This window comes from Vulcanisaeta distributa JCM 11217 (assembly GCF_001316005.1).
GTDB classification, from domain to species: Archaea; Thermoproteota; Thermoprotei; order Thermoproteales; family Thermocladiaceae; genus Vulcanisaeta; species Vulcanisaeta distributa_B.
On sequence record NZ_BBBJ01000006.1, the window covers coordinates 75,629 to 95,661 of the forward strand.

Here is a 20,033-nt window from a genome sequence, read left to right on the forward strand (position 1 = left end):
CGGAACCAATTGATAGGCTAAAGAACTTACTCAGCGAGAGGAGGGTATTTCCGATTTAAATGTTTCGAGGCCTGAACCCATGTAAAACCTAGTGAATGCGATTGCTATGGTTATTACAGGTATCAGGAGCAAGGCCATTGACAGCCTAATACCTATTAAGTCAGTTGAGATTCCGAATAGTGCTGGTACGATTATTCCCAGGACACCCTGGAATGCCGCGAAGTAAGAGTTCGCCGCATTCCTCTCCTCAACGCTCGTTCCTCTACTAATCATTAGTGTTGAAAGTGGGTATGTCGAGCCGTGGGGTATGCCGAGTATTGACATAGAGATTATGAACACTGCGTAATTGGGTGATAGGTAAAGAAGTGCTATGCCTGTTATAGTTAGTGCTATGGAGATTAGCATTGGTTTGAATAGGCTTCTTGGTACACGAATTGTTAGGTAAAGCCTAGTAAGGAAGGAGGTAAGGAAAAAGGGTACGAATGAGAAGTAGGCTAGGTACCTACTAACGTGGTATATGCTCTGTGCGTATATTGCTATGAACGTTGTAAAGACAACGAAGGGAATACTATACGTGGAGTTCGCGAGCAATGCCGATATTAAGCCCTTATTCCTAATCACATGCGCGGCACCAATACTCCTCCTTGGCTCCTTAGGGTCTGGTGGAAATCGTACCTTCAATGAAAGAGCTAAAGAAAGCACCGCCAGTGGTATGAATAGTAGGAATACGTACCTATAGCCAAGGCGGGTTAATAGGTATGTCTCGAGCAATGGGCCAGCAACAAGACTCGTGCTCAAGGCCAGTGTGTAAAGTACGAGTATTCTCTCTGCGGTAAATTGATCACCAACAATGCTCGCCGACGTGAGTATGTTGGGCATTATTAGGCCATAAGCAAAGCCCGTGAGTATTGAGACGATCCAAATACTTAGAGAATTGGCTAGGAAGTACGCGGGTAATAAGGTCACTATCAATGCGTTGGAGATTATGAAGAGTAGTCTCCTCGTTGATCCAGGTAGTCTGGCATTAATGAATACTATGGATGCGAGGTTTACAGCGGTAACTGTCGACACTAGAAAACCAACTAGGTAATTAGTGAATGATAGGTCGTACTTAGCCAGCAGTGGTGCTGTCGTCCCAATCATATTATTGGTTGCGCGGGTGGCGAAGGTTATTAGGAATATAATGATTGCGTAATGGGTTATTTCCCGATTAATACGCACATCCATCAACGGGAAACCCACACTTTAAAAACCATTCCCAACCTACCCATTAATTTTAATCAATCCCTTAGTAAACAGGTGTGAGCCAATTCATGTACTTACTTACCTTACCGTGAACCACATCCATGTAGTAATTCCTTACCTTGAGCGTTATTGGACCTGGTTCTCCATTACCTATGACTCTACCATCTATGTTCACCACGGGAGTTACCTCAGCGGCCGTCCCCCCCGTGAAGAAGACCTCATCAGCCGTGTACAGCTCCTCCCTGGCTATCCTCTTCTCAATAACCGTCAGCCCCCCCAGGTCTCTGGCTATGGTGATTACCGTATCCCTAGTGATGCCCTCAAGGATTGAGTCATAAGTCGGCGGCGTGTAGAGCACGCCATCCTTAACAATGAATACGTTCTCTCCACTACCCTCAGCTACGTAACCATCACGATTAAGCAAAATAGCCTCATCAAATCCAGAGACTTTAGCGTCGAGCAACGCGATCACGGAGTTCACGTAAATGCCGCCGACCTTAGCCCTCATTGGAAACATGGAATTATGAACCCTCAACCAACTAACAACCTTAGCCTTAACACCCCCCCTGGGTTCCAGGTAATGGCCAAAGGGTATGGCTATTATGGCCGTGGTCGTCTCCAAGTCCCTAATGTCCAGATTTACCGTTGACGCAGATACGAAGGTTATCGGCCTTATATAAACGTTTTCACGTACCTCATTAGCCTTTAGCAACTCCACGGTAGCATCAACTAACTCATCAATGCCATAATTAACCCTAATACCCATTATCTTGGCTGAATTATGAAACCTGACATAGTGATCCCTAGCCCTAAATATGTACAGATTATTACTCTCGGAGTTCCAATAGGCCCTTATGCCCTCGAAGACTGACGTACCGTAGTGCAATGCATGCGTGAGTATGGGTATTACAGCCTCCCTCTCGGGAACAAGCTTACCATCTACCCATACATACTTCATTAACTAGCCTACAATAAACTCCTTATTAAGCATTATCACATATATAATATATTTGCATGACGGCATTCACGAACTAGGGCTTGGTATGTCTCTACCATGCGGGCACTTACTCGGTCTTCCTAAATACTCATAGAGCTTATCCACGACCTCCTCAGGCAAGGCATAATCAAACATCCTAGCCAATTCACAGGCCTTGTCCGGATCTATCCCTGCCCTAACAAGCAGCGTTTCAACGACTCTATGGGCCCTAATTAATGAGTTCATCTCCCTAATGCCCTCATCAGTTATGAAAATACCACCATCCCTCCTCTCCACGAAACCCTTCTTAATTAGGTGATTTATCTCCTCATACGCACTCGCAGTCGAGACACCAAGCGCCTTTGCAACTCCAAATATTGTCGCACCAGAGCCCTTATCATTCATCCCCCCCTTAATCACCAACAGGTATAGGAATTCCCTACTGGATATTCTCACATGCAGTCACATACTACACTTAGTAAAGGTCTAATAAACCTTATTCCCAAATAACGACTTAAACCGCCGTTATTATCGCGTAGATTCCAGCAATAATTAATGCGGTCGTAACAACATATAACGTGATGGCCCTAGCCCTACCTATCACGTAATCACCAACGACATCCCTCCTCGAAACGAGGCTTATCAATAGGTAGGTGGGTATTGCCAGGGCTACCGCGTTAAATACCATGATACCCAGTATCAAGTTAACGAGATCCCTCATGAAGAGTATTATTAGGGCGGCGGGCACGACCTCAACCACGTAAAAAGCATAGAAGCCCCTGGCCTCACACATCCTCCTACTAAGCCTGCGGGCCAATTAAAGTACTCACTAAGTCCATAGGCAAAGCCCAGGCTTATCACGAATATTGCGAGTAATGCTGCGGCTATCATACCCACGGCAGCCACCACGAACCAATACGGGCTAATGACCCTGCCAATGGAGAGGAGTGCCGATTGAAAACCATCAACAACCCCCCCACCCCCCCTGGCCCTAAGCAATAACCAACCAATAGGCTACCTATCATCAGCGTCTCACTTATCACGGCCCCCATCACGGTCTCAAACCTCTCATGAGTGTAATGCTCCCTCCTTAAGCCCTTATCAACAATCGCCGACTGCTGGTAATAAAGCATCCAGGGCATTATCACCGCGCCTATATTCGCCGCAAGCAATGTCACGTATAGGGAATTAGCGTATGAGCTCGGTAGAAACATCGATAATAACGCGCCGTAAACCTCCTGGGGGGGCTTAATGGGTATTACAATGAAGGCCGCTAGATACACTAGTATGAATGCGGAGATCGCAAGCAACACATTCTCAACTCTCTTATACGAACCACCCATTAGTATTATCGCCGTGTGAAACGCCAGGACTGAGATCACGGAAATAACCACGGGCACGCCAAAGAGAAGTCCAATTGCTGATATGGCCGCGTACTCACCGACGTAGGCAGCACCATCTATTATGAGCATGGCAATCAGCGATATTGCCGCAACCTTATTACCATAGACCTCCCTAAGCAGCGTTCCCATACCCTTCCCACTACCCAATGCGGCTCTAATGGTCAATTCCTGAATAAAGTATAGGGGTATGGTTAGGAGTATTAGCCAGGGTATCATCGCAAGCCCCCCCGTGTAGTAACCGCTCTGCATAGCCGTGAGTATGCTTGGGGGGGCATCGACATCAGCAAGCATCGTTAACCAGCCGGGACCAATCAATACCCTAAATGAGTCGCTAATTCCCTTAATACTATTCGATACTCTCTCCTGAAAATTCACGCTAGAGCCACACAAGCACCTACTTAATTAATATTTTTCCTGAGACAAGTGAAAAAGTAGTGCATGTACTAAGTACCGTGAACAACCCTAACCTTACCCTCAATACCCCCTGAGCAGGGCATAGAATAGGACAACGGCAGTTGCATAAAGAATAGAGGTTATGTATAGGGGCATGTCAAGGTAACCAATATCCATTAAGTAACCACCAATGCCTGGACCAACGGCTCGCGGTATCGAGGATATCATATTCCAGATACCAAACACCCTACCTCGTTCTTCCCTGGGCACCAATTCATTAATGAGTGATGTCAGTAATGGGTTTGCCATGTTCATGAGAGTGTTCCTAATTATGAATAGAGCCAGTAATAGTGGTAGGTCGTATATTGACGGCATTATCGCAAGCACGCCTGTGGCCAAGCCCTCAAGCGTTACCACGGAGATCACCCTACTACGTAGTAGTCTCGATACTGTTGGTGCCATCAATGTGCCTAGGGCGAGCGTTGCGTTGGATATTGCGTAGACAATGCCCAGGCTGGCAATGTTTATGTGAAACTTTAGGTAGAACCAAAGGCTGAATAGTGGTATTATCACGCCAGCCCCCCCAAGGCCTATCAATGCCTCAGGTAATAGTCTCTTTATTAGCCATGACGAACGTAATCTACCCAAATCCCTAAGGCTTATTCTCTCAATCTTCGCATTCACGATAACTGGGTCCAAATGCCTAATTGCATTGAGCACTAGAGGTATTGTTAGGTAGACGGCTATTGCCTCGGCTATGAATATCAGCTCATAACCAAGACGCCCAAGGTAGCTAGGTAGAACGGCCATTGCGGAACCAACAACGCTGAAGACTATGTTGAAGGATGATGATAAGCTAAACGCCTCATCTGAGACATTCCTCTGCTTAGCGAATTCACCGACTATGGCCGTGAGTACTACGTATCGATTAAATAATGCCGTCAATAAGTAGGCTATTGAAACAATGATAGGTACTCCAACAGTCATTAATAGTATTAGGGAGCCGCTAATTATGGACAATACCGTGAAGAGCCTAACCCTATCCATGTAATCCGTTAGATAGCCAACGACTAATGAACCAAGGGCATTTATCAATGAGAAGAGCCCGAGGACGATGCCGATGAGCGTGGTTGACATACCAATACTTAACATGTATATTGAGAGGATAACGGAATTAGCACCCCAAATAATACCGCTTAGTGAATTAGCCGTTACCAGGAGAAAACCAATGCGTCCAATGCGCCTAAACGACATTAGGCATTGATTAGGAGCTTGGGTTAATAAGGCGTATTCTTCATTTGGAATAGAAAATTTAACAAAAAGATAATTAATGGAATAATTGATCAAAGGGGGGGATATTGATCTAAAGAGAAATGTTTAAAAATAGTAAGAGCAATTAGTTAATTTATGACGAATTTAACAAGGGCGGTACTAATAACAATGGCGTTAGTACTAATCATGGCAATAACGGTAGTGGCTCATGCCCAAGGATTCCCACCGTCGGGTCCATCAACAACCCCTCAATACTTCACATGCACCGAGGTAATACCAACGGTATCAGGCTCTACCCTAAGTCACGTAATAATTTGGTTGAGGCTTAATAACGTGACCACATCCAATGGCTTACTATACCTCCTAGACCAAATGTATTACAACCCATTTAGTCCGTATTACCACGAATTCATCACTCCTCAAGAGTTTGCCGAGTGGTACTCACCGCCTGGTTATGTCTTTAGTTATATAACGGGTCTTGCTGAGGAGTATGGCTTAGTCGTTAATTACACATTCCCAATGCTCATAGAAGCCACTGGCAACGCATCGGCAGTAGACAACTTCCTAACAGCCCTACAATCAGCACCAGGTAATGTCCAGAAATGGATATTATCGGGTGAATGCATACCAATCGGCTACTTCTACGTAGGTAGTGTTACGCCATCCTATAAACCGCAGTACGTAGCCACGTACTTAAACACCACCAACGTGAATACCGTACTTACAACCAACGTTACCTTACTAAACGGAGTACCATTACAGATTAGGTATCGTCAGGCAGAGATATGGCTACCAAAGGGTCTAGAGTTCATCTATGACGAGTTACCACTATTCAGCGGATACACATACAGCGGTTACACGGGCCAGGGCCTAACCATAGCCATCGTTGACGCCTTTGGAGACTTTGAGGGTGCCTATAACGCGACATTCACGGGCATCGTTCCATCAAAGTACGTATCAGTTGCGTGCCAGGACCTGGCGACTTTCGATAGTAAGTTTAACTTACCGCCGCCTGCTTCATGCCAGGTCATTTACCCAACCGGCGTGCCAATACTCACGCCTGAGAATATCTACACGGCGGCTGGTTGGTCCTGGGAGACCGCATTAGACATTGAGTATGCTCATACGATGGCACCTGGCGCCAAAATACTTCTCGTTGTATCGCCTGACTCTGGCGATGACCTATTCGTTGATGTAGAGTATGTGGTCGCTAATCACCTAGCCAACTTCATAAGCCTTAGCTGGGGCGCCTATGAGGACATGTTCTATTACCCACCACCAAGTTACAACCTACTCTATGGCTATGACGAGATATTCATGCAGGCAGCTGCGGAGGGCATTGGAGTATTCGCTGCATCCGGCGATAGCGGCGCCTTCGACACGTATTGGCTGTACCTTAACATGCCCATGGAACCAAGCGTCCTATACCCAGCCAGCGACCCATGGGTAACAGGCGTTGGTGGTACTACACTTAGGGGGGGTGTGATTAGCCCCATAATGACTAGTCGTATTGAATATGCATGGAATTGGAATAGCCACTACATGTGGGGTAGTGGTGGTGGTTACTCCTTTGCCTTCTTAGAGACGCCTGGGCAGGCGTTGATACATATTATTTATGAGAGGACCTACGTGTATGAGCCAGACCTGGGTGTCTACTTCTACACTGTTGGGCATAGGGGGGGTGTTCCGGACATTGCGGCGGATGCTGACCCATTCACCGGCGTCTTAATAGTCCTTAATGGCATCATACCACCCTACCTAATCGGTGGCACTAGCTTGGCGACGCTCTATCCGCGGGCATGACAACCACAATACAGAGCTACCTATACGGCACTGGCGTTGACTACACAATAGGCGACCTAGCACCCAACCTATACCTACTGTATTACTATTACCCATGCCAATTCTATGCATGGAGTACAGCATACCCAACCCGTTGGTTCTTAACTGGAGTACCTGGGGGCTATGTTTGTGACTCTTGGTGGCGAGAATGGACTTTACTGGGTTATTCAGGGCCGGTGGAACCGGTTGATGGCCTTGGGCAGATAAACGTCTATGGCCTAGCCACCTACTTCCGTACATAACGCCGAGGTATCTCTTCATATCTCAAATGCAGATTGGCTAGGGCAATAATGAAGATTTATTAAAATTAAAATTTATCACTCAATTTCACTATAATATTCAATTAAATCAGTAACGCTCCTCTAATTCCCTCTATTATCAATGATACTGCCCATGCCATGATTATAAGGCTTAGGAACCTACCGATAAATTTAAGCATGTTGACTCCAATGAACCTAATTATTGAGAAGCTGAACCTAATCACCAAGTACGTTATTAACGATGCTATGAGTATGCTTATTATGACCTCGGGAATCCCGTAATACGTGGTGAAGAGCATCACTGAGGTTATTGCGCCAGGCCCAACGAGCATTGGCGTCACTATTGGCGTGAATATGAACTCCTCTGGACTCAAACTCATGGTTTTTGGCGAGCCTTCCCTGAGCGTGTCAATTCCAATTACGAGGAGTACTATGCCGCCGGCAATCCTGAAGTCTGCGATGCTTATGTTGAAGGCCTCCAGTATGTACTGTCCAACAACTGCGAATATTATCAATAGTGATGGTACGGCGATCGCAATTATCCTAAGGGCTTTACTGAATACCTCGGGCTTTTCAATCCCAGGCATACTAACCATTATTGGTAGTGCACCGACTGGGTCCACTATTGCAATTAGTTGTGTGGTCATTATTAATACGTCAATTGCAATACTCATTATCCAATGATAATGCTTAAACCCTTTAAAAGAGTTCACTATGTACGTTGCTATGACATGCTTACATCCTAATTTTTCAAGTCTTAATTAGAAACTTTAATAAATTAATTTGTAATCAAATCATTGATATGGCATCTGGAATATCTAGGGTAAGGAGGGTTAGGAGAAGTATGGTAATTACTAAATTGCCATACGTAACGAAGATATATATAAACTACCAAGTACTTATACCAGCCAGTTTAGTTAAGGCTCTCAATATTGAGAATGTCACGTACGCAAACATAACCATTGAATACTTCGGTCAGGAAATAACGCTTGAGAAGGTTAAATTATTGAGGACTAGGAACACGGCCAGTAGGCAGTTCACAATACCGAAGGAAATAAGGGAGAAGTACGGGATAAAGCCTCTTGATGAGATTAAGATTAAGTCAATAATACCCGTTGAATGACCGCTGAAATAGGTAAAAATATAAAAAGGCCCTTAACTTCATAGGCACGTATGCCCATTAGCGACCCTGAGAAGCTTAGGATAGCCATTGAGCACAGATTCAATTACTGGATATGCAGGGAGTGCGGGGGGGCTAGAAATCCGCCGGGGGGGGCTGAGAAGTGCAGGAGGTGTAAGAGTAAGAACCTGAGACCAAAGAGGTTCAAGAGATAATTACTCAACACTCTAATTCCAATATTCCTAGTGTATTGCCTAATTACGTGCATTCATCGTTGGTTCTGTCGGTGCTTAGATAAAAATATAAAGAGGTGGTTTGAGCTTTATGTAATGGAGGACGAGGATAAATACGAGGAGGAATCTGAAAACGAGGAAGGTAACGAGGGGGGTCCACGGGCGGTGAGGATTACTCATCACTTGTTGATAAGGCGCCCGAGTGGAGTGTTGGTGTGATACTGTATAATGGTAATGCATATCCACTAGCCAAGTCCAAGTTTAAGAGAAGTGAGTATTACTTCTCGCCGAGTTGGAGACCTGTGGCTAAGAACGTAAGTGGTGAAGTCGTTGTTCTTAGGGATGGTAAGGTAAGTAAGTATAGGATAAGTAGGCGTGGAGATAAGTATCTACAGGTAGTTTTAATTTAATGAGCCGCCTTAACATAAATTGTTAAAAACGAGATTTCTCGTTGACACGCCTCAACAATGTTAACAACTTATTAACAACCTCCGTTGGGCTTCTACCGAGTATCACAATCTCAGGCTCCTTACCCCAATCACCAAGGTGATAAATAATGTCAGGAACCCTGCCCACGCTCTTTATGGCTTGTTCAGTGCCCCCCCAGGGTATTGACGCACCCTCCCTAGCCTTAACGTCAGGTGGTTCCTGCCTCCTATCATAGCTACTAACTACATAGCCAAGCTCCTTCGCGGCCTCTATCACCCTATCATCATACTTAATATTCATTGCAGACCTGATCTCCGGGTCATACTTCATTGCCGTGAGTATGTAATTAGCGACGTGAGAGCTAACGCCGAAGGTCGGTGGACCACTTGGCCGGGCCCTTCCTATGTACCTAACTATCCTACCCGGCACTGCAGCGACATCATTTAGATCCCTGGCATAAAAGGCAGGTAATGAGTAGCCCAGGTTTGACTGAACCTCGGGTATGTAATTCCCAATTAGGTCGGCGTTCTCCTCAATTATGCTTAACGCCTTATTCATCTCATCAATAACGTCAGCCCTATAAGCCCTAAGCTCAAGCCAAGCCATTGGATTGACTGGACCATGCCCATGACCCAGCGGTAATGAGTACTTGATAGCCGTGGTTATCAACTCCTTAGCCAACTTAATCGCCTCCCAAGGATCCAGACCCCTTGCTAAGCCGGCGGCTATAGCCGCTGAAAATGAGCACCCAGTCCCATGGGTATTCTTGGTGTCAATCCTCGGAGCCCTCAACTCCCTATACTCACCCGAATCCCTGAAGTAAACAACGTCAATACTCTCACTACCTGTTAAGTGGCCACCCTTAACAATGACGATCTCTGGGTGAAGCTCCTCAGCAATAACCTTAGCAGCCCTCTTAGCATCATCGAGTGTCTCTACATGAAAGCCTGCTAGGTGCGATGCCTCAGGCGCATTCGGAGTTACGACCTTGGCGATGGGTATTATTACGCGTTTTAGGGTTTCCATGGCCTCAGGCCTAATGAGTGGGTCACCACTCTTGGCATACATGACTGGATCAACAACCAGTGGGAATCCCCCCCACCTCTTGACTGTGCGGGCTACGGCTCCATAATTGGTGAACTACTCAACATGCCTGTCTTAGCCGCGTCAACGCCTATGTCCTCAGCCACAGCATTTATCTGCGCCTCAACTATCGATGGGTCAATTTCCTGGACAGCCCTAACGCCGAGGGTGTTCTGCGCGGTTACTGCCGTTAGGGCGACCATGCCGTAAACCCCAAGTGCGTGGAAGGTCTTTAGGTCGGCCGTGATACCAGCACCACCGCCAGAGTCCAGTCCTGCTATTGTCAGTGCCCTTGGTATCTTCATGCAAAATAATGCGCTTATTATGATTATATAAAGCTTTTATTAATGACGGCATTCACGAGAGAGTAGACTGAAAGTAATTAATTAATCGAAATGATAATTAAGGTATTGGTGAAGGAAATGAGGAAAACCCTGGAGATATTCCTCGTAATACTAATTACCGTGGTAACACCACTGGTGGTTCACGCATCGCAGAGCACCAACGATATTAACAATGCCGCGAGTAATGTAACAAGTACGATAAATGACTTCATGAACTCAATAACCAATAGCACAGAGAACGTAATAAATACGGCGCTCGCCGATTTAATATCATTCACGAACTTCCTCAAGAATGTAATATACAATGCATCAACAGTGCTCGCACTGCTCTTTGGGATTATTGGCGGCTTCCTATGGCTGTCAGGTATTAGTCCGTACCGTGGGCGTAGGCTCGTGATATCGGCAATACTACTCGCTCTATTGGCCATTATAATAGCCACATATGAGTGAGCAAACGATTTAAGGGACTTAATAACGCGGTGATTCAATGCTCATAAACGTTCTTAAGAGCATGGGCTTCAGAAGAAGTGATAATGGTGATTACTGGTTTAAGGACTATGGAAACAACGTAATGCTTAAGGTGGCGTCCCAGGGCTTAAATGAAGTGGAGATTGAGCTTGACATGCCAATGCCGACGGGCATAAACCCGCAATCATTGGGCAACCCTGAGGAAGTAATAAAATCAATAATAAACTCACCAATTACTAAGGACCTACTACAATCACTGCTTCACGCACTAAGTGACTTAATGAGCCTGAGGATGATAATAAGCATGGTTAATTAAGTGCTCCTGGCCTGCGTCGTTGATTGCCTAATCTTAACCAATTCCCTGGCTATAAGCATGAGCAACCTCCTCTTATTTATTGAATTAAATCTCCTAATGGCCGATTCCTTCCTCACAGCAACATAGCCATAAGGCCCCCTCAAACCAATTACCCGGATGCTTCTTATCGCTGTAAACCTCAAACTCAAGGCCAAGATTACTAACCGCCTTAACTAACTCATCAATTGTCGCGACTTCACAGCCACGCTATTTGGGACCTTCCTACCAAAGCCCCTACTCTTACTTGAGTCGAAGTAAACAGTCCAAATAATCCAATAATCCCTCTTATCCACGGGTTATTAATGAAATCACTAATTAATAACGCTTAACCCATTACTTCTCCAGGAGTACCGCATTAACCACGCCGTCCTGCCCAGGCCTTGACGTGACCACGGCCCTACCCCCCCTCTCGGTCTCGATAATGGCGCCCTTAACAATGATATCCCTCTTAGCCAACTCCCTATTTGCTGGCGTCTCGAGAACTCTGAGTATCTTCACCTTAACGGCCTTACCCTCCTTAGGAATGTATAGGTTAGCGTATTGAACACTGACTGCCTTAACCTTAACATTACCACCATAGACCCTAATCACCCTCCTAACGTCATTACTCGACAACGTGGTGTTGGTCGGAGGTCCACCACCAAGCGCCTTCCTCTTAACCTTATACGGCCTAGCCCTAAAACCGCCACTCGGTTTCTTCGCATCCCTACCCTGGTAGAAACTCAGCAGCTTAACCACGAAGACCCAACGCGGGCATTGCCTTTAAAAGATTTTGCCTCGTGAAATTATTGGTGATGATGCGTCCCGTTGCGGAATGATGACGAACCTAACTCCTCGCTGAGGTGCAGATTTTGCACATACAATAATGTATTAAGGCATTGATAAAACAATGAAATAGGCAATGAGTAATGCCTCAATTAATGAGTATAGGCATGAGAAGGCCCCTCCAGACCTAATTGAAAGGCTCCATAGCATGATTGGCATTAGGCGAGGTGAGCATGGCATTAATGAGTTTAGGGAATTGCTAAGAAGGAGATTGCGTGAAAACAGGAACTTAGCTCTTTCGCTAAGTCTTTGTATGGGCTGCGGTGCATGCCTAACGGTATGCTCCGCGTACTTGGCGACACGTAATATTAAGAATTCACCGTTAGGTAGGATAGCCCTGGCAAGGTCATTAATGCGTGGCTCCGTTAATGAGAATTTAATAAATGAGGCATACACGTACTTTTGACAATGCTTAACATGCAGGAGATGCGCTTGGGCCTGTCCTTCGGTGTTGACGTTGCCGACATCTCGAGGACCATTAGGTCGATACTTTATGAAATGGAGTTGGCTCCTAATTACGTAGCGGGGGGTGATAAATAACCTGGAATCCACGGGGGGGAACTTCCTCGGCTTGCCCGAGGACGTAATTAAGGAAATAATACTGAACGTGGTCGATCAAATCAAGCTTGAGAAGGGCGTTAACGTTAGGGTCAAGATTAATGAACCTGCCTACGCCCTATTACTTCCATCGGCTTGCGCTGACTACACGGTGGCTATAAACACGCTTAAGGGCTACATACTACTACTCAATGAGTTGGGTATAGACTTCACCCTAAGCACTAGGGCGCCTGATATAACGAATTATGGCTTATTCATGGATGAGAGACACATGAGGCTCATTGCGGAGAGAATAGTCGAGGAGTCACGTAGGTTGGGCGTTAAGTTAGTGATAGCCGGTGAGTGTGGTCATGGCTGGAGGGTATTCAAGAACTACGTGGTGCCAAGGCTTAGGGAGTACGGTATTGAGGGGGGGACGCACATACTCTATATAGCAGCAGACGCCGTAAGGAAGGGTTTAATTAAACTGAATGCGTTGGCTAATGGCGACCTGACCTATATATACATGGACCATGTCACTATGCCAGGGGGGGTGGCGACCTTGTTAAGGAGCCGAGGTTCATATTGAGTAATGCCGTGGTGCATTATGTGGAGTTGAATGATAGGCCCGAACTAGCCATATGCTGTGGAGGAACAAGTGGAATGCTGGCTAAGGAAATGGAGGAATTATCCATTAAATACGCAGAGCTTTGGTACTTAAAAGCCATTAACGAGGGCGCGGATTGTATTGTAGTACCATGCGCAGCCTGCAAGCTACAGATGGACAGGGTATTACCAAGACTAAATAAATTGCATAATCATGAACTAACATTCACAGGGCTAATGGACCTAGTGTATAAGGCCATGATACCGAAACGGCGAAAACGTAGCCTCTCATTTCAATGGACAATACCTTTAATTTTTTGAAAATTTAATCTCGATCCAATGATTGACTACGCGTTTTATAAACGCGTAATGGAGTTTCTGGCCAGGTACTTAGGTCTTGAGAACGAGCCATTGTACATGAGCGTTCTTCGTTACGACAATGTATTGAATAGGATTAAGGTTCTCATAGCCATTTATGGAGTAAAAACGAACGAATTAATTACCTACTGCGCAGTGAGGTTTGACAACATGGTTGGTAAAGCCGAGCCAACGTGTAATGGAGATAGGAAGTACGTGGAGAGGGTGTATGAAGAGATGGCTTAACGAAGGGAGCATTACACTGAAAAGCTTAAAATTGCCCATGGAATGCAAATTACCGGGGCCGTAGTCTAGCCTGGCTAGGATGCCGGCCTGGGGCACCAGCCCGATGAATGGGTTGGCACGAAGCCGGTGAACCCGGTCGTGCGTCCGATTGGACGTACGGGGTAAGTTCAAATCCCGGCGGCCCCACCATGGACTTACATTTAATTAAATGCAGATTCACTGCCATTATTAAGAACATGATTCTAGGTCTCTTCATTCACTATATATTAATATTAATATTTAGGTATTCGAAGGATCGTAATTCTTCTGTAAAGTTTTGCATTTATGAAGCATCAGTATTTCCTTAAAGAAGTTTAAAACCTTATTAAGATCCTCTCAAACTTATCATTGTAGTTTCTCCTAACCTTATAAATGCAGGTCAACTCTTATCAAATTAAATCGCTCATCACTTGTTGCTCTCATTGCTCATTGCTCAGTCAGGTTAAATATTGATTCGTTTATCGTTACCATCCTACCATCATAATCCTCAACTCTTATGCTTCTTTCACCACCATTTATGTAAATGAGCACGGTCTTCACCCTACCAATGTTACCTATCGCGATGGCCCTCTGTATTATCCTCCTAAACTCCTTATAATGATCCCCCCCACAACAAAAGTATAGCTTGGCGCCAGCGACTTCCTGATAAGTCCCACTCCACGGCTTACCGCACACCTTACACCTAAGCGTTCCATCAATACTCAGGTAGGTACCCGTCTCCCTATTATCACCACATAATGCGCATCCACCGTGTTCATCACCAACCTCCCTGCCATTAATTAGGACCTTCATAATATTAAGTTGTTAGTTATCCTAATTTATTGTGTTTTGCGGCTTCTAATCTTTTATGAACAGTTATATTTATTAATATTTATTTCAATACAAATAAATATATTACACACAGCCAAGCATTTAAACCCGCCCCCCCCACGCATTTCTAACCGTGATGTTAGGGAGTACGGCTGAGCCTTGATGATGTGGTCCTTCGCTGACGACTTAGTAAAGTTTTTAATTTGTGCCTTTGATCGTTGGTTGTATGGTAATGCTTGATGTTTTGGTGAACGCATTGACGATGATTAAGAATGCGGAGATGAGGGGGGGTCATAGAGAGGTGATTATTTGGCCGTCTTCTAAGCTTGTTGGTAATGTTCTCAGGGTTATGCAGAGGTATGGTTATGTTGGTGAGATTGAGTTTATTGAGGATGGTAGGTGGTAAGTTTAAGGTTCAACTTCTCGGTAAAATAAACGATGTCGGTGCCATAAAGCCCAGGTTCAGTGTTAAGGCCTCTGAGCTAATGAAGTGGGAGGAGAAGTACTTACCGGCGAGGAATGTGGGTATACTAATTCTTAGCACTTCGAAGGGCGTGTTATCGCACCTAGAGGCTAAGCAGATGAATATTGGGGGGCGTACTCATAGCCTACGTCTATTAATGGTAATAAATTTAAAAAGGCATTAACAAGGTGCTTCTACGATGTCCACGGAGGAGAGTAAGCCAACGGAGCAGGAGACTCAACAGCAATCAACGAGTGAGCAAGCCACCCAGCCGGAGACCTCAGCGCAGACTCAGCAGGCTCAACAGCCTCAGCAAGCCGCTGAGCAGGCTGTGGCTAAGCCAGAGACTAAGCCCGAGGTTAAGGAGGTTAAGTTGCCCAGGCCCAGGGTTTCATTAAGTGGCAAATTAAGGCAGTTGTTGAGGCTTAGGTTGTTGATGGAGAGGAGGGAGCCGCGTTGGATGAGGATGGATGAGTGGAGGTACTTGAGGGTTGCCCATGGCGAGCACTGGCGTAGGCCCAGGGGGGGCGATGATAATAAGATCAGGCTTGAGATTAAGGGTTACCCGAAGAGGGTTAAGGTTGGTTATGGAAAGCCGAGGCTAGTCAGGAACCTACACCCAAGCGGTTTTAGGCTTGTGATTGTTCATAGGCCTGAGGAGGTTGATAGGGTTGACCCAACGAGGGAGGCGATAGTTATTGGTAGGACCGTCGGTCTTAGGAAGAGGATCGAGATTGTAAAGAGGGCTATTGAGAAGGGTGTGAGGGTCATTAACGTGACAAAGGACGTTATTGAGGAATTAAGAAGAAGCCAGTAATCCTCAAGCCTTTAACTTCTCATTGAACCAATCAACGATAGCCCTTAGCCTAACTATCCTGTGATTTGGCTTACCGAACCTGGAAAGGTCATGGTTCTCCCCCCCAGGAAAAACAACCATCCTGACCTCCTTACCCAGGTACTTAAGTGCTGTGTATAGTTGTATTGCCTGTTCGAACCAGCATCGGTAATCCTCGAGTGAGTGTATTATCAGTAGCGGTGTCTTGACATTCTTCACATACATAATCGGTGACTTAGCCGTGTAGCTCTCGAGGTAGGTCCAGAAGTCCCTATTCTCACCGCCACCTATTTGGTCATTGGCGAAGTAGGGCCCTATGTCACTGGCGCCAAAGAAGCTGACCCAGTTAGATATTGACCTATCGGTGATGGCTGCCCTAAACCTATCCGTGTGCGTTATTACCCAGTTGGTCATGAAGCCGCCATACGACCCACCAATGACGCCCAGTCGATTTGGGTCTATGAAGTCATAATTCCTAATTACGTAGTCCAAACCCTCCATTAAGTCCTCATAATCCCTCTCGCCGTAATGCCCACGTATATCCGCGAACTCCTCATCATAACCATCACTACCCCCCCTTGGATTCATGAAGATCACGGCAAAACCCTCACTAGTCAATAATTGGAATTCGAACATGAATGAATAGCCGTAGGCGTCTTCGGACCGCCATGTATCTCCAGAACCGCTGGATATTTAATGCCCTGCTTAAACCCAGCGGGTCTCATTAACCAACCCTCAACCTCCCTACCATCACTGGCGCGGAACCTAAAGGGTTCAGGTCTCGAAAGCTCCACTGAGCTGACCCAGTCATTGAAGTTCGTTACCCTATCCTCACTGCCATTGAACCACCTATATAGCTCAGTGGGTCTCAGTGGGTCCATAGAGATGAAGTAGATAGTGCCATCCTTCATGACCACGAAATCCTCAATACTCCTTTCACCGCCAATCACGGTCTCGACACCACCATTGACGCCGGCCCTAACGAGCTTTGCTGACCCACCATCCATCATTATGAAGTAGACCCAGTCATTAACCCACTGAAGCTTTATTGGCGGTGCTGAGCCTCTAACATCACTATTTAGGCTGTTACCAACATTCCTATCGACGTCCTTCATCAAATCAATGATCTCACCACCATCAGGTCTCATGAGTAGTACGTGGTCATGGGTTGCGAAGCCCCCTGTGAAGATCATTACCAACAAGCGCCAGGTACTTGCCATCCGGTGACCACCTAATTGCCGATACACTATAATTACTAAGGATGGTGTATCTCTCATTCGTTTCCAGGTTTATTACCCAAACCTCATTCCGATAAGGCCTAAACCTATCAGTACTCACGCTACGGCAACCCTCTTACCGCCAGGTTCGACGTCATACGCCACCACGTTGAAATCACCGCTGGTTACCTGTCTAATGGAGCCGCTCAAGTCCATTGAGAATAATTGCGACCTAAATGTGTGTATGAACCCCCCCCTACCGTTGAACCACAGGGGGGGCCAATCATCAACGAACTTAACATCCTCCTGGACAGGACCAACATTACTAATAAAGTACATGGTATTACCAACAATACGTAAGTCATTAACGCCACCACTAACGTGGGCTATCTTAACGGCCTCACCACCATCAAATGGCAAGTACCAAACCTCAACACCCGGCTTGTCCTTACCAAGCCCTCTCCTCGATAGGAATACCAAGCCCCTACCGCTAAAAATCCTTGGTGAGAAGTCACTATTACCCCTTGTAACCTGCCTAAGGGATTTACCATCATAAACCCATACATTTCTTTCGTAATCCTCTAGGGAATCCGCAATTTTAGAGACTGTGAAGGCTAGGATACCGTTATCGATGTCTGCGTCTAGGTCATGGACCATTCTAATGAGTCTTAAGTCCTCAATTACCAACCTCCTAACCATTAATAATACGGGAATTTATTGGACTATTAAGATTTCACCCAAGTCAATGGGCAAGTATTCCCATCACCGCAATTATGAACGTGAGCTCTGCAATTTCGTAATAACCATAACGCCTAAGGTTACTGCGACTACGTGATAGATAGCTCAACGAACCCCCCCTCACTTATAAGTAAGTCCCACCTACATGTATTATCAGGAACAGCACAGTAATCCCCCCCAGCAGTACAGCGGCGTAATGGTTAAGTATAACGTAGGTTAGAAGCAGCACGTAATAGGCACTCTCATAAATTGCTATCGGTAGGCCAATAAGCCTAGGCACCGTTAAGTATCTTAGGCTAATCAATGCTATTGTTGCGTGTATAATAACCATGGGTATTGAAAGAATAATCAACAGGTCTATGAACGGCACGTAAACCACGGATTACTGCGGTAATAAATTCCTTATTTACGTGGCTAAATAAGTTCTTATTACCGTGGTCAGTACCGAGAAATTTAATTGAGAGATTAATTATTCATGATTTAATAAGTAACTATGCTTATTTGACCGTTAGCTTCCTAGCCTCCCTCTCCGTCTCCCTAAGCATTACAATGTCTCCAACCCTGACTGGGCCCTTCACGTTCCTAGTTATTACCCTACCCTTATCCCTACCCTCAAGTATCCTAACCCTAACAATACTAACCTCACCGGCTATGCCAGTCCTACCCAGTATTTGAACTACCAATGCGGCAACGGCATCCTCATACGGACTAAACCTCTCAACCTTAGTCTCCTCACTCACTTAGATTCACCCTTCCTGGCAGCCCTCTTGGCAGGTGCCTTCTCGCCGGCGGCGCGGCCTGTGGCTGCGGTAGTTGTATTGGGTTGAGGCCGGCCTTAACCCTAACATCGTTTATCTGCTTAACGAGGTTCTCCAATTCGGCGCCTGCCTGCCCTGGGTCGATTATTACTGCTGAGGCTGCGACGTATTCTGTAATCCAGCGGCCTTGCCAAGCCTCTCCTTACTTGGCACGTAGACGTAAGGCACGCCCTTCTCCTCGCAGAGTATTGGTAGGTGTGCGACGATCTCTGGTGGGTCGACATCCTCCGCTATAAGGACTAACTTAGCTAAGCCCCCCCTCTCCACAGCCTTCGTTACCTCATTCGTACCCTTCTTTATCTTCCCCCCCGTCTCCCTGGCGGCCGACAATACTTCATAGGCCTTCTCAGCTATTTCCTGCGGCACTGCGAATCTAACGTAGAATGGCTTCCCCCCCTGTGGTGGGTTTGCGTAAAATGTCTTTGGGTCTATACTTACTGTTGCCATACTCGTCTAAACCGTGAAATTGGCATTTATAAGTATTTTTCAATACGAAGTAATGAAGGGATTACTTTGAGGCTATGTGCAGCGTACTCCTCGTAGCCTTGAGACCGGGTTCACCATGCTGCACAATCTTTGAGGTTATCGCGAACTCGCCCAGATAGTGACCGACGTGCCATGGGCTAATCGTGACCGGTAAATAGGTAATGCCGTTGTATACCGCGACCGTTAAACCAACCATCTCAGGTAGTATTATCATGTCCCTGGCGTGGGTCTTAAGGGTTACCTTCTTACCCTCAGCCATTAGCTTCTTAGCCTTCCTAACCTTCTCGAGGAACTTCCTATGCTCAGGCTTTAAACCCCTCATTAACGACCTCCTCTGCCTAGCCGGCAATAACTTAATGAATTCCTCCATGGACATCCTGGAGATCTCCTCAAACGTGAAACCCCCTGTACCTAAATCCCTTCCACTCCTCCTGCGGTATCACGCAGCCGTTAACCAACCCTTCCTACCAGCCTCTGCACCCTCCTCTTCCTCCTTAGCCGCTGCTGCAGCGGCTGGCGCAGCTGCTGGCTTTTCGGCAGCCTTCTCTGCTGCCTTACCAGCAGCCTTGGCTCCAGCCTTCTCCTCAGCCTTACCCGGCGCCTTTGTCTCTGGCTTCTTCGACATTCAAAACC

At 46.1% G+C, this 20,033-nt stretch carries 29 protein-coding genes, 1 tRNA gene and 4 pseudogenes; 14 read left to right on the forward strand and 20 right to left on the reverse strand.

Going from position 1 to position 20,033, the window contains the following annotated elements; translation table 11 throughout:
• Positions 1–30: 30 nt before the first annotated feature.
• The 6 genes from JCM11217_RS07475 to JCM11217_RS07495 form a co-directional block, all read right to left on the reverse strand.
• Positions 31–1,242, reverse strand: coding sequence for an MFS transporter (locus JCM11217_RS07475; RefSeq protein ID WP_243678716.1), 1,212 nt, complete (start codon positions 1,240–1,242; stop codon positions 31–33).
• Between the two features lie 46 nt (positions 1,243–1,288).
• Positions 1,289–2,203, reverse strand: coding sequence for a branched-chain amino acid transaminase (locus tag JCM11217_RS07480; RefSeq protein WP_054842539.1), 915 nt, complete (start codon positions 2,201–2,203; stop codon positions 1,289–1,291).
• 66 nt (positions 2,204–2,269) lie between these two features.
• Positions 2,270–2,677 (reverse strand): metal-dependent transcriptional regulator, encoded by a 408-nt coding sequence (locus JCM11217_RS07485; RefSeq protein ID WP_243678717.1) that lies wholly within the window; start codon positions 2,675–2,677, stop codon positions 2,270–2,272.
• A 58-nt stretch (positions 2,678–2,735) separates the two neighbouring features.
• Positions 2,736–3,014, reverse strand: a complete 279-nt coding sequence (locus JCM11217_RS15085; protein ID WP_243678718.1) for a hypothetical protein — start codon at positions 3,012–3,014, stop codon at positions 2,736–2,738.
• Between the two features lie 94 nt (positions 3,015–3,108).
• Positions 3,109–3,999 carry a divalent metal cation transporter gene (locus JCM11217_RS07490; protein WP_243678719.1) on the reverse strand — a complete coding sequence of 297 codons (891 nt, stop codon included), beginning with the start codon at positions 3,997–3,999 and terminating at the stop codon, positions 3,109–3,111.
• A 99-nt stretch (positions 4,000–4,098) separates the two neighbouring features.
• A complete protein-coding gene (locus tag JCM11217_RS07495) occupies positions 4,099–5,271 on the reverse strand; it encodes an MFS transporter (RefSeq protein ID WP_054842540.1) in 1,173 nt (390 codons plus the stop codon).
• 153 nt (positions 5,272–5,424) lie between these two features.
• Between JCM11217_RS07495 and JCM11217_RS07500 the strand changes: the two genes are divergently transcribed.
• Positions 5,425–7,092: a S53 family peptidase gene (locus JCM11217_RS07500; protein ID WP_243678720.1), complete on the forward strand. Its 1,668-nt coding sequence runs from the start codon at positions 5,425–5,427 to the stop codon at positions 7,090–7,092.
• Positions 7,089–7,373 carry a hypothetical protein gene (locus tag JCM11217_RS15090; RefSeq protein WP_243678721.1) on the forward strand — a complete coding sequence of 95 codons (285 nt, stop codon included), beginning with the start codon at positions 7,089–7,091 and terminating at the stop codon, positions 7,371–7,373. The genes JCM11217_RS07500 and JCM11217_RS15090 overlap by 4 nt, the downstream gene beginning before the upstream one ends.
• Positions 7,374–7,474: 101 nt before the next feature.
• Here JCM11217_RS15090 and JCM11217_RS07505 read toward each other — a convergent pair whose 3' ends face one another.
• A complete protein-coding gene (locus tag JCM11217_RS07505; RefSeq protein ID WP_054842541.1) occupies positions 7,475–8,065 on the reverse strand; it encodes a MarC family protein in 591 nt (196 codons plus the stop codon).
• Between the two features lie 128 nt (positions 8,066–8,193).
• Between JCM11217_RS07505 and JCM11217_RS07510 the strand changes: the two genes are divergently transcribed.
• From JCM11217_RS07510 to JCM11217_RS15095, 3 genes are all read left to right on the forward strand, one after another.
• Positions 8,194–8,514, forward strand: a complete 321-nt coding sequence (locus tag JCM11217_RS07510; protein WP_054842542.1) for an AbrB/MazE/SpoVT family DNA-binding domain-containing protein — start codon at positions 8,194–8,196, stop codon at positions 8,512–8,514.
• 50 nt (positions 8,515–8,564) lie between these two features.
• Positions 8,565–8,726, forward strand: coding sequence for a 50S ribosomal protein L40e (locus JCM11217_RS07515; RefSeq protein ID WP_054842543.1), 162 nt, complete (start codon positions 8,565–8,567; stop codon positions 8,724–8,726).
• 233 nt (positions 8,727–8,959) lie between these two features.
• Positions 8,960–9,154 carry a hypothetical protein gene (locus JCM11217_RS15095; RefSeq protein WP_243678722.1) on the forward strand — a complete coding sequence of 65 codons (195 nt, stop codon included), beginning with the start codon at positions 8,960–8,962 and terminating at the stop codon, positions 9,152–9,154.
• A gap of 22 nt (positions 9,155–9,176) precedes the next feature.
• On the opposite strand, the pseudogene JCM11217_RS07525 reads toward JCM11217_RS15095, so the two are convergent.
• Positions 9,177–10,561, reverse strand: a pseudogene (locus JCM11217_RS07525) (bifunctional hydroxymethylpyrimidine kinase/phosphomethylpyrimidine kinase).
• Between the two features lie 108 nt (positions 10,562–10,669).
• On the opposite strand from JCM11217_RS07525, the gene JCM11217_RS07530 reads away from it, so the two are divergent.
• Positions 10,670–11,050, forward strand: a complete 381-nt coding sequence (locus JCM11217_RS07530; RefSeq protein WP_243678775.1) for a hypothetical protein — start codon at positions 10,670–10,672, stop codon at positions 11,048–11,050.
• A 37-nt stretch (positions 11,051–11,087) separates the two neighbouring features.
• Complete coding sequence (locus JCM11217_RS07535; protein WP_054842544.1) at positions 11,088–11,384, forward strand: hypothetical protein; 297 nt, start codon at positions 11,088–11,090, stop codon at positions 11,382–11,384.
• On the opposite strand, the gene JCM11217_RS15100 is transcribed toward JCM11217_RS07535, so the two are convergent.
• From JCM11217_RS15100 to JCM11217_RS07545, 3 genes are read right to left on the reverse strand one after another with little or no spacing between them, the layout of a single operon-like run.
• On the reverse strand, positions 11,381–11,572 hold the full coding sequence (locus JCM11217_RS15100; RefSeq protein ID WP_243678723.1) for a hypothetical protein: 192 nt from the start codon (positions 11,570–11,572) through the stop codon (positions 11,381–11,383). The genes JCM11217_RS07535 and JCM11217_RS15100 overlap by 4 nt on opposite strands.
• Positions 11,573–11,596: 24 nt before the next feature.
• Entirely contained in the window at positions 11,597–11,716 is a 120-nt protein-coding gene (locus JCM11217_RS15105) for a signal recognition particle subunit SRP19/SEC65 family protein (protein WP_243678724.1), read from the reverse strand.
• Between the two features lie 40 nt (positions 11,717–11,756).
• Complete coding sequence (locus JCM11217_RS07545) at positions 11,757–12,161, reverse strand: 30S ribosomal protein S8e (RefSeq protein ID WP_054842545.1); 405 nt, start codon at positions 12,159–12,161, stop codon at positions 11,757–11,759.
• A 163-nt stretch (positions 12,162–12,324) separates the two neighbouring features.
• Between JCM11217_RS07545 and JCM11217_RS15110 the strand changes: the two genes are divergently transcribed.
• From JCM11217_RS15110 to JCM11217_RS15125, 5 genes are all read left to right on the forward strand, one after another.
• On the forward strand, positions 12,325–12,654 hold the full coding sequence (locus JCM11217_RS15110; protein WP_243678725.1) for a (Fe-S)-binding protein: 330 nt from the start codon (positions 12,325–12,327) through the stop codon (positions 12,652–12,654).
• Between the two features lie 123 nt (positions 12,655–12,777).
• Positions 12,778–13,374 carry a (Fe-S)-binding protein gene (locus JCM11217_RS15115; protein WP_243678726.1) on the forward strand — a complete coding sequence of 199 codons (597 nt, stop codon included), beginning with the start codon at positions 12,778–12,780 and terminating at the stop codon, positions 13,372–13,374.
• The gene (locus JCM11217_RS15120) at positions 13,368–13,712 is read left to right on the forward strand and encodes a heterodisulfide reductase-related iron-sulfur binding cluster (protein WP_243678776.1); all 345 of its coding nucleotides are present in this window, start codon (positions 13,368–13,370) and stop codon (positions 13,710–13,712) included. Before JCM11217_RS15115 ends, JCM11217_RS15120 begins: the two co-directional genes overlap by 7 nt.
• 18 nt (positions 13,713–13,730) lie before the next feature.
• Positions 13,731–13,994: a hypothetical protein gene (locus tag JCM11217_RS07555; RefSeq protein WP_054842546.1), complete on the forward strand. Its 264-nt coding sequence runs from the start codon at positions 13,731–13,733 to the stop codon at positions 13,992–13,994.
• Between the two features lie 54 nt (positions 13,995–14,048).
• Positions 14,049–14,183 (forward strand) — tRNA-Pro (locus JCM11217_RS15125).
• Positions 14,184–14,459: 276 nt separating this feature from the next.
• On the opposite strand, the gene JCM11217_RS07565 is transcribed toward JCM11217_RS15125, so the two are convergent.
• Positions 14,460–14,825 carry a TA0938 family protein gene (locus JCM11217_RS07565; RefSeq protein WP_054842547.1) on the reverse strand — a complete coding sequence of 122 codons (366 nt, stop codon included), beginning with the start codon at positions 14,823–14,825 and terminating at the stop codon, positions 14,460–14,462.
• A gap of 244 nt (positions 14,826–15,069) precedes the next feature.
• Here JCM11217_RS07565 and JCM11217_RS07570 point away from each other — a divergent pair.
• Both JCM11217_RS07570 and JCM11217_RS07575 read left to right on the forward strand, forming a co-directional pair.
• Positions 15,070–15,464, forward strand: a pseudogene (locus JCM11217_RS07570) (30S ribosomal protein S8).
• A 41-nt stretch (positions 15,465–15,505) separates the two neighbouring features.
• Positions 15,506–16,123 carry a 50S ribosomal protein L32e gene (locus tag JCM11217_RS07575; protein WP_243678727.1) on the forward strand — a complete coding sequence of 206 codons (618 nt, stop codon included), beginning with the start codon at positions 15,506–15,508 and terminating at the stop codon, positions 16,121–16,123.
• A 3-nt stretch (positions 16,124–16,126) separates the two neighbouring features.
• On the opposite strand, the gene JCM11217_RS07580 is transcribed toward JCM11217_RS07575, so the two are convergent.
• The 8 genes and pseudogenes from JCM11217_RS07580 to JCM11217_RS07610 form a co-directional block, all read right to left on the reverse strand.
• On the reverse strand, positions 16,127–16,759 hold the full coding sequence (locus JCM11217_RS07580; RefSeq protein ID WP_243678728.1) for a prolyl oligopeptidase family serine peptidase: 633 nt from the start codon (positions 16,757–16,759) through the stop codon (positions 16,127–16,129).
• A complete protein-coding gene (locus tag JCM11217_RS07585; RefSeq protein ID WP_243678729.1) occupies positions 16,756–17,334 on the reverse strand; it encodes a hypothetical protein in 579 nt (192 codons plus the stop codon). The genes JCM11217_RS07580 and JCM11217_RS07585 overlap by 4 nt, the downstream gene beginning before the upstream one ends.
• Entirely contained in the window at positions 17,303–17,479 is a 177-nt protein-coding gene (locus tag JCM11217_RS15130) for a hypothetical protein (RefSeq protein ID WP_243678730.1), read from the reverse strand. Before JCM11217_RS15130 ends, JCM11217_RS07585 begins: the two co-directional genes overlap by 32 nt.
• Positions 17,476–18,057, reverse strand: a complete 582-nt coding sequence (locus JCM11217_RS07590; protein WP_054842551.1) for a hypothetical protein — start codon at positions 18,055–18,057, stop codon at positions 17,476–17,478. Before JCM11217_RS07590 ends, JCM11217_RS15130 begins: the two co-directional genes overlap by 4 nt.
• A gap of 163 nt (positions 18,058–18,220) precedes the next feature.
• The gene (locus JCM11217_RS07595; protein ID WP_243678731.1) at positions 18,221–18,466 is read right to left on the reverse strand and encodes a hypothetical protein; all 246 of its coding nucleotides are present in this window, start codon (positions 18,464–18,466) and stop codon (positions 18,221–18,223) included.
• 127 nt (positions 18,467–18,593) lie between these two features.
• Positions 18,594–18,836 carry a 30S ribosomal protein S28e gene (locus tag JCM11217_RS07600; protein ID WP_054842552.1) on the reverse strand — a complete coding sequence of 81 codons (243 nt, stop codon included), beginning with the start codon at positions 18,834–18,836 and terminating at the stop codon, positions 18,594–18,596.
• Positions 18,829–19,361 (reverse strand): annotated as a pseudogene (gene rpl7ae / locus JCM11217_RS07605) (50S ribosomal protein L7Ae). Before rpl7ae ends, JCM11217_RS07600 begins: the two are co-directional and overlap by 8 nt.
• Positions 19,362–19,422: 61 nt before the next feature.
• Positions 19,423–20,025: pseudogene (locus JCM11217_RS07610) on the reverse strand (30S ribosomal protein S19).
• Between the last annotated feature and the right edge of the window lie 8 nt (positions 20,026–20,033).